Annotated in this window: 18 protein-coding genes and 1 pseudogene; 12 read left to right on the top strand and 7 right to left on the bottom strand. The window is 70.1% G+C overall.

The window, feature by feature from the left end; translation table 11 throughout:
• Positions 1-2: 2 nt before the first annotated feature.
• Positions 3-683, top strand: coding sequence for a GntR family transcriptional regulator (locus tag A5705_RS09815; RefSeq protein ID WP_067878295.1), 681 nt, complete (start codon positions 3-5; stop codon positions 681-683).
• A 7-nt stretch (positions 684-690) separates the two neighbouring features.
• Here A5705_RS09815 and A5705_RS09810 read toward each other — a convergent pair whose 3' ends face one another.
• Entirely contained in the window at positions 691-1,116 is a 426-nt protein-coding gene (locus tag A5705_RS09810) for a hypothetical protein (protein ID WP_067878292.1), read from the bottom strand.
• A gap of 90 nt (positions 1,117-1,206) precedes the next feature.
• Between A5705_RS09810 and A5705_RS09805 the strand changes: the two genes are divergently transcribed.
• From A5705_RS09805 to A5705_RS09790, 4 genes are all read left to right on the top strand, one after another.
• The gene (locus A5705_RS09805; RefSeq protein ID WP_067878289.1) at positions 1,207-1,554 is read left to right on the top strand and encodes a hypothetical protein; all 348 of its coding nucleotides are present in this window, start codon (positions 1,207-1,209) and stop codon (positions 1,552-1,554) included.
• Positions 1,555-1,596: 42 nt separating this feature from the next.
• Positions 1,597-1,953 carry a hypothetical protein gene (locus A5705_RS09800; protein ID WP_067878286.1) on the top strand — a complete coding sequence of 119 codons (357 nt, stop codon included), beginning with the start codon at positions 1,597-1,599 and terminating at the stop codon, positions 1,951-1,953.
• 94 nt (positions 1,954-2,047) lie between these two features.
• The gene (locus A5705_RS09795; protein ID WP_197521255.1) at positions 2,048-2,443 is read left to right on the top strand and encodes a DUF4189 domain-containing protein; all 396 of its coding nucleotides are present in this window, start codon (positions 2,048-2,050) and stop codon (positions 2,441-2,443) included.
• A 139-nt stretch (positions 2,444-2,582) separates the two neighbouring features.
• Entirely contained in the window at positions 2,583-2,867 is a 285-nt protein-coding gene (locus A5705_RS09790) for a GlsB/YeaQ/YmgE family stress response membrane protein (RefSeq protein WP_067878280.1), read from the top strand.
• 30 nt (positions 2,868-2,897) lie between these two features.
• Here A5705_RS09790 and A5705_RS09785 read toward each other — a convergent pair whose 3' ends face one another.
• Genes A5705_RS09785 through A5705_RS09775 form a run of 3 tightly spaced genes read right to left on the bottom strand, consistent with a single transcriptional unit; the run spans position 2,898 to position 5,661 of the window.
• The gene (locus tag A5705_RS09785) at positions 2,898-3,983 is read right to left on the bottom strand and encodes an adenosine deaminase (RefSeq protein ID WP_067878277.1); all 1,086 of its coding nucleotides are present in this window, start codon (positions 3,981-3,983) and stop codon (positions 2,898-2,900) included.
• Entirely contained in the window at positions 3,980-5,266 is a 1,287-nt protein-coding gene (locus A5705_RS09780) for a thymidine phosphorylase (protein ID WP_068277156.1), read from the bottom strand. The genes A5705_RS09785 and A5705_RS09780 overlap by 4 nt, the downstream gene beginning before the upstream one ends.
• Complete coding sequence (locus tag A5705_RS09775; protein ID WP_067878271.1) at positions 5,263-5,661, bottom strand: cytidine deaminase; 399 nt, start codon at positions 5,659-5,661, stop codon at positions 5,263-5,265. The genes A5705_RS09780 and A5705_RS09775 overlap by 4 nt, the downstream gene beginning before the upstream one ends.
• Before the next feature lie 231 nt (positions 5,662-5,892).
• Between A5705_RS09775 and sdhC the strand changes: the two genes are divergently transcribed.
• The 4 genes from sdhC to A5705_RS09755 are packed head-to-tail and all read left to right on the top strand — an operon-like array spanning position 5,893 to position 9,260.
• Positions 5,893-6,231, top strand: coding sequence for a succinate dehydrogenase, cytochrome b556 subunit (sdhC, locus tag A5705_RS09770; RefSeq protein WP_067878268.1), 339 nt, complete (start codon positions 5,893-5,895; stop codon positions 6,229-6,231).
• Entirely contained in the window at positions 6,228-6,695 is a 468-nt protein-coding gene (locus A5705_RS09765; protein WP_067878265.1) for a succinate dehydrogenase hydrophobic membrane anchor subunit, read from the top strand. The genes sdhC and A5705_RS09765 overlap by 4 nt, the downstream gene beginning before the upstream one ends.
• A gap of 10 nt (positions 6,696-6,705) precedes the next feature.
• A complete protein-coding gene (gene sdhA, locus A5705_RS09760; RefSeq protein ID WP_068277155.1) occupies positions 6,706-8,460 on the top strand; it encodes a succinate dehydrogenase flavoprotein subunit in 1,755 nt (584 codons plus the stop codon).
• Between the two features lie 11 nt (positions 8,461-8,471).
• Entirely contained in the window at positions 8,472-9,260 is a 789-nt protein-coding gene (locus tag A5705_RS09755) for a succinate dehydrogenase iron-sulfur subunit (RefSeq protein WP_068277191.1), read from the top strand.
• Between the two features lie 87 nt (positions 9,261-9,347).
• On the opposite strand, the gene A5705_RS09750 is transcribed toward A5705_RS09755, so the two are convergent.
• Positions 9,348-10,412: a diguanylate cyclase gene (locus A5705_RS09750; RefSeq protein WP_067878258.1), complete on the bottom strand. Its 1,065-nt coding sequence runs from the start codon at positions 10,410-10,412 to the stop codon at positions 9,348-9,350.
• A gap of 58 nt (positions 10,413-10,470) precedes the next feature.
• On the opposite strand from A5705_RS09750, the pseudogene A5705_RS09745 reads away from it, so the two are divergent.
• The 3 genes and pseudogenes from A5705_RS09745 to A5705_RS09735 all read left to right on the top strand — a co-directional run.
• Positions 10,471-11,079 (top strand): annotated as a pseudogene (locus A5705_RS09745) (carboxymuconolactone decarboxylase family protein); the annotation flags it as partial.
• Positions 11,080-11,124: 45 nt separating this feature from the next.
• A complete protein-coding gene (locus A5705_RS09740) occupies positions 11,125-11,856 on the top strand; it encodes an AraC family transcriptional regulator (RefSeq protein WP_067878252.1) in 732 nt (243 codons plus the stop codon).
• 47 nt (positions 11,857-11,903) lie between these two features.
• Positions 11,904-12,995: an alpha/beta hydrolase gene (locus A5705_RS09735; RefSeq protein ID WP_068277154.1), complete on the top strand. Its 1,092-nt coding sequence runs from the start codon at positions 11,904-11,906 to the stop codon at positions 12,993-12,995.
• Here the strand turns inward: A5705_RS09735 and A5705_RS09730 are convergent.
• The gene (locus A5705_RS09730) at positions 12,939-13,853 is read right to left on the bottom strand and encodes a sigma-70 family RNA polymerase sigma factor (protein ID WP_068277150.1); all 915 of its coding nucleotides are present in this window, start codon (positions 13,851-13,853) and stop codon (positions 12,939-12,941) included. The two genes, A5705_RS09735 and A5705_RS09730, sit on opposite strands and share 57 nt — an antisense overlap.
• A gap of 61 nt (positions 13,854-13,914) precedes the next feature.
• Positions 13,915-14,541, bottom strand: a complete 627-nt coding sequence (locus tag A5705_RS09725; RefSeq protein WP_068277148.1) for a DUF4190 domain-containing protein — start codon at positions 14,539-14,541, stop codon at positions 13,915-13,917.
• Between the last annotated feature and the right edge of the window lie 16 nt (positions 14,542-14,557).

Below are 14,557 nucleotides of genomic sequence, written 5' to 3'. Positions count from 1 at the left end.
CAGTGGCGACGATCAACCCGCGGGCGGGCACGGCGAAGGACCGCGCGCTGGACTACGTCAAGGCGCAGGTGCTCACCGGCCGGTTTCCCGGCGGGGAGCTCATCAGCGAGGGCGAGGTCGCCGCGGCGCTGGGAATGTCGCGGACCCCGGTTCGCGAGGCGTTCCTGCGGCTCGAGGCCGAGGGGCTGCTGCGGCTGTACCCGCAGCGCGGCGCGCTCGTCGTCCCCGTCTCACCCGACGAGGCCCGGGCGGTCATCGAGGCGCGCCTGCTGCTGGAACCGTTCGCCGCGGCCAAGGTGGTCGGGCGCGGCCCCACCGCCTGCGCCGCGGTGTACGAACGGCTGGCCGGCGAGCTGAAGCGGCAGCGCGACGCCGCCGCCGCCAACGACTGGCGGGAATTCCTGGATGCCGACCGCGCCTTTCACACCGTCACCCTGGAAGAGTCCGGCAACGCCATCCTGTCCGGCTTCTACTCGTCGCTGCGGGACCGCCAGATGCGGATGATCGGTGAATCGGCGCTGGGCGACCCCGATCGGATGGCGACGATCATGGACGAGCACCGCGGCATCGCCGAGGCCCTGCGCGACGGCGATCTGCCGCGCGCCCAGCGGGCCGTGCGGGCGCACCTCGCCAGCACCGGCCGGGCCATCGGCATCGCCGTCGATCCGCCGCTCGACCCTTGACGGCCGACTACCGGCCCTTGCCCGTGCCGTATTTGCGCCGCACCGACCACCACAGGACCCCGCCCGCCACGATCGCGACCGAGGACCCGGACAACAGCAAGACGGCCGGAACCCGACTCGGGTGGCCCGCATAGGCCTGGCCGCGCCAGATGTAAACGTCGACCCGCGATCCGACCGGATGGGTTCCGGGAATATCCCCGTAGATCCGGCGGATCCTCGACGTTCCGCCGGCGCCCCAGGTGCCGTAACAGGTCGTGTCGTTGTCGCAGTGCGCGATCGTCGCGGCCACAGTCGGCGTGCGCAGCACGGCTATGTAGTTGAAACACCCGACGGCGAAGTAGTAGGCGCCTCCGGCCACACACACGATCGCGAGCGCCCGAACGAACTTCGCCCCGAGCCGCGGTCGCTGCTTCTCGGGGTCGTCCTTGTCCATCGCTGAATCTTCCCACTCCCAGTTCGACGCAAGAATTCCGCAAGCGGGCGGCATTACGGTTCGGCCTGCCAAGAGGGAAAGGAAGTCGTTATGAACGCCATCCGCGCCCTGGGGAAGGTTGTTGCCCCGGCGCTGTTGTCGGGCGGGATCGCGGTGGCCGGTTTCGGCCTGGCCGCGGGCAGCGCCCAGGCCCAGCCCGGCCCCGCCCCGATCAACCACTTCACGTGGTGCCCCGGCCACCCGGATCCGAACGACCACATTTCGCCGGGCGGGCCGATCGCCGCGATGCAGCGGGAGGGTTGGGATCTCAATGTCTGCCACGACTATTGGTATCCGGCGGCGGGCTTCCCGGATAGTCCGCAGCACAACGACATTGTCGAAGGAGACCACGTGCCGCGCGGGCCCGCCTGCGCCCCCCTCTGCGCTCCCTGGCCGTGATGGCGTCGATCACCGCCCGCCTCTACCCAAGAAGGAAGCGCCATGGACACCACCCGCACCCTGAGGAAAATGCTGGCGAGGGCGCTGCTGTCGGGCGGCGTCGCGGCGGCGGGCGTGGGGCTTGCCGCGGGCACCGCCGCAGGCGCGCCCGGCTGGGCCCAGCACCCCGGTGACCCGTTGCCGGCGGACAATTTCACGGTTCCGCACGACTGGTGCCCTGGACAGCCCCTGCCGATGCCGGATGTCCGCTGGGACATGAACGTCTGCCATCACTGGTACTGGGTCCCCGTCGGCGGCATGGGTAACGTCGGGCAATTCGTCTGGGAGGGCGATGCCCCACGGCAACCGCTGGGTCCGCCCCCGTGCTACGGCGCCCCCATCTGCCTGCCCGGGTTGTAGGTCTCATGGCCCTCAGAGCCGGTTCATAGCCGGCTCTGGGTCAAGGCTGCGACGGTGAAAGGCGTCCATGGGGGGCCCAGCCGAGGTCGTGACCATGAGAACCGTTGCGCTGCCAGCGATTATCGCCATTCTCGCCGCCGCGGGGTCCGCGGCCCCGCCGGCGGCCCGGGCCGATATCGACTTCTACTGCCGGCCGGGATGCTGGGGCGCGGTCGCGGCATCCACCTCGACCGGAGAAGAAGCGATCCGGCTGAACTATCGGACCCGAAACCAGGCGGAGGACGCCGCCGTGCTGTGGTGCAACGTCATGGGCAAGACGAACGACTGCCAGGTGCTCACGTCCGGGCTCGGTTGCCTGTCGATCGCGTCGAGCGCCGACGGGAAAACCTTTGCGGGAAGGGTTGCACAGTTCCAGGGCGCGGCAGACGCCGCGGCGCTGGAGGGCGCGGGACCAGGTTCGACCGTCGACCTCAACGGCTGCAACGACTGACTTCGCCGCGACGCGCCGGCCATGCCGGCTGGTGCGCCAGAGCCGGTTCGGGGGCACAAGGGGTTACAAGCCCGCCGGTTAGGGAACCCCTGTCGAAGGTGGCGCCCGCCCCGGGCGCCCCGAAGACAGGAGCTGCAAAATGATCGGATCAATCATCCTCGCGATCATCGTGGGCGCCATCATCGGTGTGGTGGCGCGCTTGGTGATGCCTGGTAAGCAGAGCATCGGCATGATCATGACGGTCGTGCTCGGCGCCGTGGGCGGCCTGATCGGGTCGGCCGTGGCCGCCCAGTTCGGATACCACAACGCCAACGGCGGAATCGCCTGGATCCCGTTCTTCATCGGGGTCGCCGCCGCCGTGGTGCTCATCGCCATCTACGAGGCGGTGACTGGTCGTCGCAGCCGCACCGGGCTGCCCCGGTAGGTCCGCCGGACGAGGGCCGGCGATCGTCGACTAACCGATCAACACCGCATACCGCGGCTTGATCACCTCGTCGATGATCGCCAGCCGCTCGTCGAACGGGATGAAGGCGGACTTCATCGCGTTGATCGTGAACCGCTCGAGGTCACTCCACCCGTAGCCGAAAGCGTCTACCAGGCGCGACATTTCGAGGCTCATGGTGGTGTCGCTCATCAGCCTGTTGTCCGTGTTCACGGTGACCCGGAAGCGGGTGCGGGCCAGCAGATCGAACGGGTGCTCGGCGATGCTCTTGACCGCGCCGGTCTGCACGTTCGAGCTGGGGCACAGCTCGAGCGGAATTCTCTTGTCCCGCAGGATGGATGCCTGCGGACCCAGCCGGACCCGCCCGCCTTCGAGGACGTCGATGTCGTCGACGATGCGTACCCCGTGGCCCAGCCGGTCGGCGCCGCAGAACGCGATCGCCTCGTGGATCGAGGGCAGCCCGAACGCCTCACCGGCGTGGATGGTGAAGCGCGCGTTGTGGTCTCGCATGTACTCGAAGGCGTCGAGGTGGCGCGTCGGCGGGTTGCCGGCCTCCGCGCCCGCGATGTCGAATCCCACGACGCCCTTGTCCCGGAACCGGATTGCCAGTTCGGCGATTTCGCGGGACACCGCGGCGTGCCGCATGGCGGTGACCAGGCACCGCACCTTGATCGGGCGGCCCGCGGCGGCGGACGCCTTCTCGCCGGCGGCGAAACCCTCCAGGACGGCGTCGACGATCTCGTCGAAGGACAGCCCACGGTCGATGTGCAGCTCCGGCGCGAAGCGCACCTCGGCGTAGACGACGGCGTCGGCGGCCAGGTCCTCGACGCACTCGTAGGCGACGCGGTACAGCGCATCGGGCGTCTGCATCACCGCCACGGTGTGCGAGAACGGCTCCAGGTAGCGCTCCAGTGAGCCGCTGTGCGACCGGGTGCGGAACCACTTGGCGAGCTCGTCGACGTCGGTGGCGGGCAGGCCGTCATAGCCGGTCTGGCCGGCGATGTCGATCACGGTGGACGGCCGCAAGCCGCCGTCGAGGTGATCGTGCAGCAGCGCCTTGGGCGCCTTGGTGATCTGCGCGAGATCCAGTGTGCTCACGGGGCGATCCGATCGATGATCAGCGGCCTGGCGGCCGGTGGCGCGTCGCCGACGCCGAAGCCGCCGTCCAGCTCGGCCAGCGCGGCGCCGAAACGCTCGGGGGTGTCGGTGTAGAGGGTGAAGAGCGGCTCGCCGGCCGCGACGGGCTGCCCGGGGCGGCGGTGGATCCGGATGCCCGCGCCCGGCTGCACCGGTTCACCCGGGCGGGATCTCCCCGCGCCGAGCCGCCAAGCCGCCTGCCCCACTGCCATCGCGTCGATATCGCCCATTGTGCCGCCCCGGGAAGCCGTCACGGTCTCGGAACACGAAGCGACCGGCAACGGGACCGACAGGTCGCCGCCCTGGGCCGCGACGAGCCGGCGAAACCGGTCCATCGCGGTGCCGTCGCGCAGGGTCTGGGCGGGATCGCGGTCGTCGATCCCGGCGAGCCCGAGCATCTCGGCGGCCAGCCGCACCGTCAGCTCCACCACGTCGGGCGGCCCGCCGCCGGCCAGCACCTCCAGCGACTCGGCGACCTCGAGCGCGTTGCCCACCGTCGCGCCCAGCGGGCGGTTCATGTCGGTCAGCAGCGCGCGGGTGGGCACGCCGTGCGCCGCGCCGAGGCGCACCATGGTCTGCGCGAGCTCGCGGCTGGCCGCCTCCGAGGCCATCAGCGCCCCCGACCCGACCTTCACGTCGAGCACCAGCGCGCCGGCCCCCTCGGCCAGCTTCTTGCTCATCACCGAGCTGGCGATCAGCGGCAGCGACTCGACCGTGCCGGTGATGTCGCGCAGCGCGTACAGCTTGGCGTCGGCCGGCGCCAGCTCGCCGGCGGCGAAGATGGCGGCCCCGACGTCACGCAGCTGGTCACGCACCCGCCGGCCCGACAGCGCGGCGGAGAACCCGGCGATGGCCTCCAGCTTGTCCAGGGTGCCGCCGGTGTGCCCCAGCCCGCGGCCGGACGCCTGGGGCACGGCGGCGCCGCACGCGGCGACGACGGGCACCAACGGCAGGGTGATCTTGTCCCCGACTCCCCCGGTCGAGTGCTTGTCCACCGTCGGCAGGTACAGGTCGGTGAAGTCCAGGCGCTCGCCGGACGCCAGCATCGCCGCCGTCCACCGGGCGATCTCGCCGCGGTCCATGCCGCGGAAGAAGATCGCCATCAACAGCGCCGACATCTGCTCGTCGGCGACCCGGCCGTGGGTGTACGCGTCGACGACCCAGTCGATGGCCGCATCGGACAACCGACCGCCGTCGCGCTTGGTCCGGATCACCGTCGGCGCGTCGAATTCGAAGCCGGTCAAGGGCGTTCCCGGGGCAGGTCGGCGGTGAACGCGTCGGGCAGCAGCTCGCCCAGGCGGCGGGGCCCCGCGGGATGGTCGATCAACAGGCCGGGGCCGCCGTGCTCCAGCAGCACCTGACGGCACCGCCCGCACGGCGTCAGCGGGGCGCCCCGGGCGTCGACGCACGCCAGCGCGACCAGCCGGCCGCCGCCGGTCGAATGCAGGGCGCACACCACCCCGCACTCGGCACAGAGACCAAGGCCATATGAGACGTTCTCCACATTGCAGCCGGTGACCACGCGGCCGTCGTCGACCAGCGCGGCGGCGCCCACCGGAAACCGCGAGTACGGCGCGTAGGCCCCCGCCGCCACCTGTGTTGCCTTGTCCCGCAGCGCATTCCAGTCGATATCGGGCATATCCACCTCGCTCGAACCCCGCTCGTCATGGCCGGCTCGACGCCGTCACCCTCACTCTGACACGACCGTTCGCCCGGCGGACTGTTCGGCGCAGGCCTCCCGCCGGCGGGGTTAGGCTGAACTGCCCGGCTTGACAGTCGTATCAACGTTAAAGGCGGTGAGGACTTGGTAAGCACTGCCCCCGCGCGCAAGCGGCGACCGCCCCGGACCCTGTATCGCGGCGACCCCGGCATGTGGTCATGGGTGCTGCACCGCATCAGCGGCGCGACGGTCTTCTTCTTCCTGTTCGTCCACGTCCTGGACGCCGCGATGCTGCGGGTCAGCCCGCAGACCTACAACGCGGTGATCCACGACTACCAGACCCCCGTCGTCGGGCTGATGGAGTACGGCCTCGTCGCCGCCGTGCTGTTCCACGGCCTGAACGGCATCCGGGTCATCCTGATCGACTTCTGGTCGCAGGGCCCCCGCCACCAGCGGCTGATGTTCTGGATCGTCGGCGTCGTGTTCCTGTTGCTGATGGTTCCGGCGGGCGTGGTGACCGTCATCCACATCATGGGGCACTTCCGATGAGCAGCCCCGACCTGCAGCTCGGGCGGGGCCAGGTCGCGCCGGTCAGGCAGCGCTTCTACGACCGCCCGGCCAGCCTGGACAATCCGCGCTCCCCCCGCCGGCGCGCCGGCATCCCCAACTTCGAGAAGTTCGCGTGGCTGTTCATGCGGTTCTCCGGGATCGCGCTGGTGTTCCTGGCGGTCGGGCACCTGTTCATCATGCTGATGTGGGACGACGGCGTGTACCGCATCGACTTCAACTACGTCGCGCAGCGCTGGCATTCGCCGTTCTGGCAGATCTGGGACATGGCGCTGCTGTGGCTGGCCGAGCTGCACGGCGGCAACGGGCTGCGGACCATCATCGACGACTACAGCCGCAAGAACTCCACCCGGTTCTGGCTCAACAGCCTGCTGCTGCTGTCGATCGGGTTCACGTTGGTGCTGGGCACATACGTGCTGGTGACCTTCGACCCGAACATTTCCTGAGGGAGGCGCGTTGATCCAGCAACACCGATACGACGTGGTGATCGTCGGCGCGGGCGGCGCCGGGATGCGTGCCGCCGTCGAGGCCGGGCCGCGGGTGCGGACCGCGGTGCTGACCAAGCTCTATCCCACCCGCAGCCACACCGGTGCCGCCCAGGGCGGCATGTGCGCGGCGCTGGCCAACGTCGAGGACGACAACTGGGAGTGGCACACGTTCGACACGGTCAAGGGCGGCGACTACCTGGCCGACCAGGACGCCGTGGAAATCATGTGCAAGGAAGCCATCGACGCGGTGCTCGACCTGGAGAAGATGGGGATGCCGTTCAACCGCACCCCCGAGGGCCGCATCGACCAGCGCCGCTTCGGCGGGCACACCCGCGACCACGGCAAGGCCCCGGTGCGCCGGGCCTGTTACGCCGCCGACCGCACCGGCCACATGATCCTGCAGACCCTGTACCAGAACTGCGTGCGGCACGACGTGCAGTTCTTCAACGAGTTCTACGCCCTGGACCTGGTTTTGACGCAGACGCCGAGCGGGCCGGTGGCCACCGGCGTGGTCGCCTACGAGCTGGCCACGGGTGAGATCCACGTCTTCCACACCAAGGCGGTGGTGATCGCGACCGGCGGGTCGGGCCGCATGTACAAGACCACGTCCAACGCCCACACACTGACCGGCGACGGCATCGGCATCGTGTTCCGCAAGGGACTTCCGTTGGAGGACATGGAGTTTCACCAGTTCCACCCGACGGGCCTGGCCGGCCTGGGCATCCTGATCTCGGAGGCCGTGCGCGGCGAGGGCGGCCGGCTGCTCAACGGCGAGGGCGAGCGCTTCATGGAGCGCTACGCCCCGACGATCGTCGACCTGGCGCCGCGCGACATCGTCGCCCGCTCGATGGTCCTGGAGGTCCTCGAGGGCCGCGGCGCCGGTCCGCACAAGGACTACGTCTACATCGACGTCCGCCACCTGGGCGAGGACGTGCTGGAGGCCAAGCTGCCCGACATCACCGAGTTCGCCCGCACGTACCTGGGCGTGGACCCGGTGCACGAGCTCGTGCCGGTCTACCCGACGTGTCATTACGTGATGGGCGGCATCCCCACCACCGTCACAGGACAGGTGTTGCGGGACAACACTTCTATCGTGCCGGGTCTGTACGCCGCGGGCGAGTGCGCGTGCGTGTCGGTGCACGGCGCCAACCGGCTGGGCACCAATTCGCTGCTGGACATCAACGTGTTCGGGCGCCGGGCCGGCATCGCGGCGGCGGCCTACGCGCGGGGCCATGATTTCGTCGACATGCCGCCGGAGCCGGAGGCGATGGTCGTCGGATGGGTGGCCGACATCCTCTCCGAGCACGGCAACGAGCGCGTCGCCGACATCCGCGGCGCGCTGCAGCAGTCGATGGACAACAACGCCGCGGTCTTCCGCACCGAGGAGACGCTGAAGCAGGCCCTGACGGACATCCACGCGCTGAAGGAGCGCTATTCGCGAATCACCGTGCACGACAAGGGAAAGCGGTTCAACAGCGACCTGTTGGAGGCCATCGAGCTCGGCTTCCTGCTGGAGCTGGCCGAGGTCACCGTGGTCGGGGCGCTGAACCGCAAGGAATCCCGCGGCGGGCATGCCCGCGAGGACTACCCGAACCGCGACGACGTCAACTACATGCGCCACACGATGGCCTACAAGCAGGGCAGCGCTCTGCTGAGCGACATCGCGCTGGACTTCAAGCCGGTGGTGCAAACCCGCTACGAACCGAAGGAACGGAAGTACTGATGGCCTTCGACATGGAGCCGGCCGTCGAGCCGCGGGTGGAACCCCCGCTGCCGCCGATCCCCGAGGGCGCCGTGCTGGTGACGGTGAAGATCGCCCGGTTCAACCCCGACCAGCCCGAGGCGTTCGCGAAAACCGGTGGCTGGCAGAGCTTTCGGGTGCCGTGCCTGCCCAGCGACCGGATGCTCAACCTGCTGATCTACATCAAGAGCTACCTCGACGGGACGCTGACGTTCCGGCGGTCCTGCGCCCACGGTGTGTGCGGGTCGGACGCCATGCGCATCAACGGCGTCAACCGGCTGGCCTGCAAGGTGCTGATGCGGGACCTGCTGCCCAAAAAACCCGGCAAACAGCTCACCATCACGGTCGAGCCCATCCGCGGGCTGCCGGTGGAGAAGGACCTCGTGGTCGACATGGAGCCGTTCTTCGACGCCTACCGGGCGGTGAAGCCGTATTTGATCACCACCGGCAACCCCCCGACGCGGGAACGCATCCAGAGCCCGACCGACCGCGCCCGCTACGACGACACCACCAAGTGCATCCTGTGCGCGGCCTGCACCACCAGCTGCCCCGTCTTCTGGCACGAGGGCAGCTACTACGGGCCGGCGGCGATCGTCAACGCGCACCGCTTCATCTTCGACAGCCGCGACGAGGCCGCCGCCGAGCGACTCGACATCCTCAACGAGGTGGACGGCGTGTGGCGCTGCCGGACCACGTTCAACTGCACCGAAGCCTGCCCGCGCGGCATCGAGGTCACCAAGGCGATCCAGGAGGTCAAGCGCGCGATCATGTTCTCGCGCTGACCCGCCGGCGAGCAGACGCAAAAGCCCCCACCACACCGGCGTGTCGGGGGCTTTTGCGTCTGCTCGGCACGGGTGACAGACGCGCGCTCAGCAGAGTTCGTGATGGTAGCTTTGGTTTCCGCCCAGCCGCTTGGCCTGGTACATCGCGGCATCGGAGGCGCTGATCAGCTGCTCCAGCAGCGCCTGCGGTTCGGGTGCGGCGTCGTCGAGACGGGCGCAGGCGGTGCCGATGCTGGCGGTGACCCCCGCGGCCGAGTCCGCGATGGCCCGGCACATCCGCGCGGCCAGCGACTCGGCGTTGCAACCCGACGACGTGCCGGCCAGCAGGAATTCCTCACCGCCGCTTCGCGACACCACCGCCTGATTGTCGGCGGCCGCCAGCAGCGCCTGGGCGACCTGGACCAGCGCGTGGTCCCCCGCCGCGTGGCCACACCGGTCGTTGAGGGCTTTGAAGTGGTCGAGATCGATCAGCATCACCACGAGGTGGGAGTCGATGCCCCGCCGGGCCAGGATCATCCCCAGCGCCTCGTGCCGAAATGCGCGCCGGTTGAGCAGTCCCGTCAACGGGTCGCGGTCGGCGCGCAGCAGATCTCCCGACAAGGCACGCACCAGGATGCGGATGGCCAGCGGCAGCGCGATGTTGACCTCGATCACGAGCCACAGGTCCACGCCGGCGAGGCTGGGGTGTCCGGATCTCGCCAGGGACAGCGCCTCCCAGGACGCGACGGCGGCGGCGACCGCGAAGTTGTACAGCACCCATCCCGTCGTGTGAAAGAACGCCATGTAGGCGCCGAAGGTCGCGAAAGCGACGCACCCGATCAGCGCGGCCAGCGGGTTCGGGTGCGCCAGGCACGCCAGCGCGACGGCGGTGTTGCACGTGACGGCGTACGCGAGCGACTGCCTGCGCGTCGGCCAGCGCCAGACCCACAACAACATCCCCGCCACTCCGCCGGCGACGGCGGCCCAGGTCATCGCCACCGGCACCGTCCCGCGGGGCCCGTCCGAGCCGGCCAGCAGCGCGAGAAGGCACAACACCAGCGACGCCGAGATGGACGCCAGGACGGCCCGAGTGGCGCCGCTGATGCCCCGCGACGCGAGATAACCGGACAGCCAGTCGTACTGATCGGCCCGTCGGCTAAACAGCGCGGTCATCGTCAACTCGCAATCGCCACCACAGGTCGAGAGACTAGCCGCATACCGCAGGTATGTGTCACACTTTCGCACCCCGTCCCGTCTGACGGGTATGACACAGAAGACCCGCATCGAGCCCCTGTCCCCCAAGCGCGTCGGGCCGCTGACCCGCGCCATGTATTCCGTCGCCAAGCGGCGCTACGGCCAGGTTCCCGAACCGTTCGCCGTGTCCGCGCATCACCGCAGACTGATGATCGCCGGCGCCGTGCACGAAACCATGGTCGACCGGGCCTCCAGGGCGCTCCCCGTCAGCGTGCGCGAGCTGGCGGTCTACTGGACAGCGCGCGCGGTCGGCTGTTCGTGGTGCGTCGACTTCGGGTCCATGCTGCAGCGCCTGGACGGCCTGGACATGGAGCGGCTCAAGGACATCGAAAACTACGCAACGTCAGCGCTTTTCAGCGACGACGAGCGCGCCGCCATCGCCTACGCCGACGCGATGACCACCGACCCGCACACCGTCACCGACGAGCAGGTCGCCGACCTGAAGGCCCGCTTCGGCGACGCCGGCGTGTTCGAGCTGACCTACCAGATCGGGCTGGAGAACATGCGGGCGCGGGTGAACTCCGCGCTGGGCATCACCGAGCAGGGCTTCAATTCCGGTGACGCGTGCCGCGTCCCGTGGGTCTAGGCGGCGATGCTCGGCGAGGCCCCGGCGCGGCGCTAAAGTGGCGGCATGCGCGTCTGGGACCTGGGCCCGGGTCGGCTCGTGGTGGCCGGCGCATTCTCGGACCTCGCGCTGCACCATCACCCCGCGGTCCAGGTCACGCTCGGCGCGCAGGGTCCGTTGACCGTCACGCGGGCCGGCGGTCGCCGCGACGTGTGCCGGCTCGTCGTGGTGGGCAGCGGCGTCCGGCATGCCGTGCGCTCGGACGTCGACTCCGGGGCGGTGACGCTGTACTTCGGGATGCAGACGGCGCAGGGCGTGGCGCTGAACGCCTTGGCGCGCGACGGCGTCCGGGTCGTCGCGGACGGGCAACCGCTGGCGGAGGCGACGGCGGCGCTGCTCCGATGCGACGGCCCGCACGCCGCGGCGGGTTTCCTGGTCGACCGGCTGTGCGGGCGGCGGGACGCGCCGCGGTCCGTGCACCCGCAACTGCGGCGCGCGATCGAAGTCGTGACGAGCCGGGTTCCGGGCCACGTCGACGTGGCCTCGGTCGCGGATGACGTTGCGCTGTCACCTGATTACCTCGGGCGGCTGTGCCGCCGGCAGACCGGGGTGTCGTTGTCGGCCACCATCCGCTGGGCCCGGCTGGTGGCGGCGATCGGCCACGTCGTCGACGGGTGCACCGTCACCGACGCCGCCCACCTGGCCGGGTTCGCCGACGGCGCGCACGCCACCAGGGTGTGCCGGGAGATGACCGGTTCCGCCCCGCGCGACCTGGCCCGAGCGGCCCGCGAATCCTGACGGATCCGTACAAGCGTTCCCGGGCCTGGTCGGCCCACGCTTGCGATATGACATCACCAGATATCCGGGCGGCGGTGGTCCGCGGTGCGTTCGGGTTGCCCACCCCGATCCGCCGGCTAGTGGCGGGTCCGCCGGTGCGGATCGACGGGCAGCAACTGGACCTCGACGCGCACCTGTTCATCCGCCTCAAAAACCGTTCGGGCTCAGACGTTTTCACCGATCCGGTGGACGAGGCCCGGGCGCGCTATGACCAGCTCCCGCGAATCGTCGGCTACGAGTCGCCGGTCCCCATCGCGACGCTGGAGATCGTCGTCCCCGACGAACACGGCGACCTCCCTGCCACCCTGTACACCCCGGCCGGCCTGTCCGCGCCGTCGGGGCTGCTGGTGTATTTCCACGGCGGCGGTTTCTGCGTCGGCTCGCGAATCAGCCACGACCCCGTCGCCCGTTACCTCGCGAGCCACGCCGGCGCGCGCGTGCTGTCGGTCGAGTACCGCCGCGCCCCCGAGCACCCGTTCCCCGCCGCCGCCGAGGACGCGATCGCGGCGTTCGACTACGCGCACCGCCACGCCGCCGAGCTGGGCGCGGATCCCGACCGCGTCGCGGTCGGGGGTGACAGCGCCGGCGGGAACCTGGCGGCCGTGACGGCACAACAGGCGGTGCGCCGGGGCGGCGCGGTTCCGGCGTTTCAGCTGCTGATGTATCCCCCGACGGACCTCGCGGCGCGGCGCGGATCGCACGACCTGTTCAACGGGGCGTCGACGTTCACCGACCGGAATCTGCGCTGGGCGATGGCCAATTACCTACCGGACGGGACCGACCCGGACGATCCGCGGGTGTCACCGCTGCGCGGCGACGTCACCGGGCTGCCGCCGGCCTATGTCGCCGTCGCCGGCTTCGATCCCCTCCGCGACGACGGCATCGCCTACGCGGACAAGCTGCGCGCCGGCGGGATCCCGGTGGCGCTGAGCCGCCAATCCGACCTGCCGCACGCCTACCTCAACTTCGTCGGCCTGGGCGGCCGGTTCGCGGAGGCCGCAGCCGAGGCCGCCGGCGCGTTGCGGCTCGGCCTCGCGCTGGCCTCAGCGACGGCCCAAGGGGGAACCGGTGAACTTGTCGGGGTTGGCGACATCCCATAGGGCGCAGACTTTTCCGTCGCGCACCGTCAGCGCGAGGATCCGCGGCCGCATCTCCCAGTGGCCGTCGTCGCCGGGGCTGCCCGCCGTGTAGGCGCCCAGTTCGCCGTTGACCAGCGCCAGCTGGTTGGCCGCGAAGAACGCCGGACCGTAGCGGCGGGCCAGGCCGAACATGAACCGGGCCACCTTGTCCGCCCCGTGAATCACGTGGACCGCGGTGGGCGCCTTGCCGTTTGCATCGCCGGTGAAGACCACGTCGGGATGCAGCAGCGCCACCACGGCCTCCAGGTCGCCGGCGGCCATGGCGGCCATCAGCCGGCCGACGACCTCGTCGTGCGACGGATCGGGTTCGGGCGGCGGCTGGGCGCCGACCGCCTTGCGGGCCCGCGACGCCAGCTGCCGCGCGGCGGCCTCGCTGGTGCCCAGCACCTCGGCCACGTCGGCGAACGGCACGGCGAAGCCGTCGTGCAGCACGAACGCGACCCGCTGGTCGGGCGACAGGCGCTCCAGCACCACCATCGCCGCGAACCGGGCGTCCTCGCTGGCCACCACGGCCGACAGCGGGTCGGCCTGGTCGAACCCGGTGACCACCGGCTCGGGCAGCCAGTTGCCGGTGTAGGTCTCGCGGCGATGCGCGGCCGAGCGCAACCGGTCCAGGCCCAGCCTGCTCACCACGGTGGTCAGCCACGCCCGCAGGTCCGAGATGGCCGTTCCATTTTTGGAGTCCTGCCCGTGCCAGCGCAGCCAGGCCTCCTGAACGATGTCCTCGGCGTCTGCCACGGTGCCGGTCAGCCGGTAGGCGACGGACATGAGATGCGGTCGCAGGGCCTCGAACTCGCTGACCTGCTTCGCTGCGGTCATAAGGTCGAGCGTAGCGGCGCGCCCGCAGCTACCGGGCTTCGCAGCGGAACCGCTGCCGAGTTCACTTCCTGATCGACCCCACCCGATCGGGAGTGAAATGCGCAGCGCACGCTGTCGTGTGATTGTCCATGTACTTCCAATCCGTGCCCGGGCCCCACGTGACCACCTGCACCCCGGCGTCGCGGCTCGCCGACGGCGAATACTTCCGCAACTCGGCGCGGCAGCGGTCCTTCAGGGTCTGAGAGTCGTCGGCGTTGGGAAAGTGGGACAGGCTGAGGATCGCGAAGACCTCGTCGGAGTGCGGTTGACCGCAGTCGACACGGCTATTGATGTCCGGATTGAAGCACTCACCGACCCTCACCAGTGGCGACGAGTCGACCGTTCCGGTGACCAAGAGTCCGTTGGTCATCCGGAAAAGGGCAATGCCCCCCACCAGCAGCCATACCGCTGAGATCACCAGCCCGGCAATCGCCAGCCCGCGACCCGACTGTCGGCCCCCACGGGTTTTGACGAGTGCGACGATCCCGAAGACCGCGCCGAGCGGCACACAGGCCAGCAGGCCCAACACGAACGCCGCGATCGCCCAGCCGCTGGTTGTGCGCCGCGGCGGATACCCGGGCGCCCCCGGGTAGGGGTACGGCGGTGGATATGAGCCCTGCCCAGGATCCGGTGACTGCGGCAGCGTCATGGCGAGGGAGATCCCA

The sequence above is a fragment of the Mycobacterium sp. E787 genome, from assembly GCF_001668725.1.
Taxonomy (GTDB): Bacteria; Actinomycetota; Actinomycetes; order Mycobacteriales; family Mycobacteriaceae; genus Mycobacterium.
Note: the sequence above shows the minus strand (reverse complement) of the source record. Positions and strands in the feature narration are given on the sequence as shown.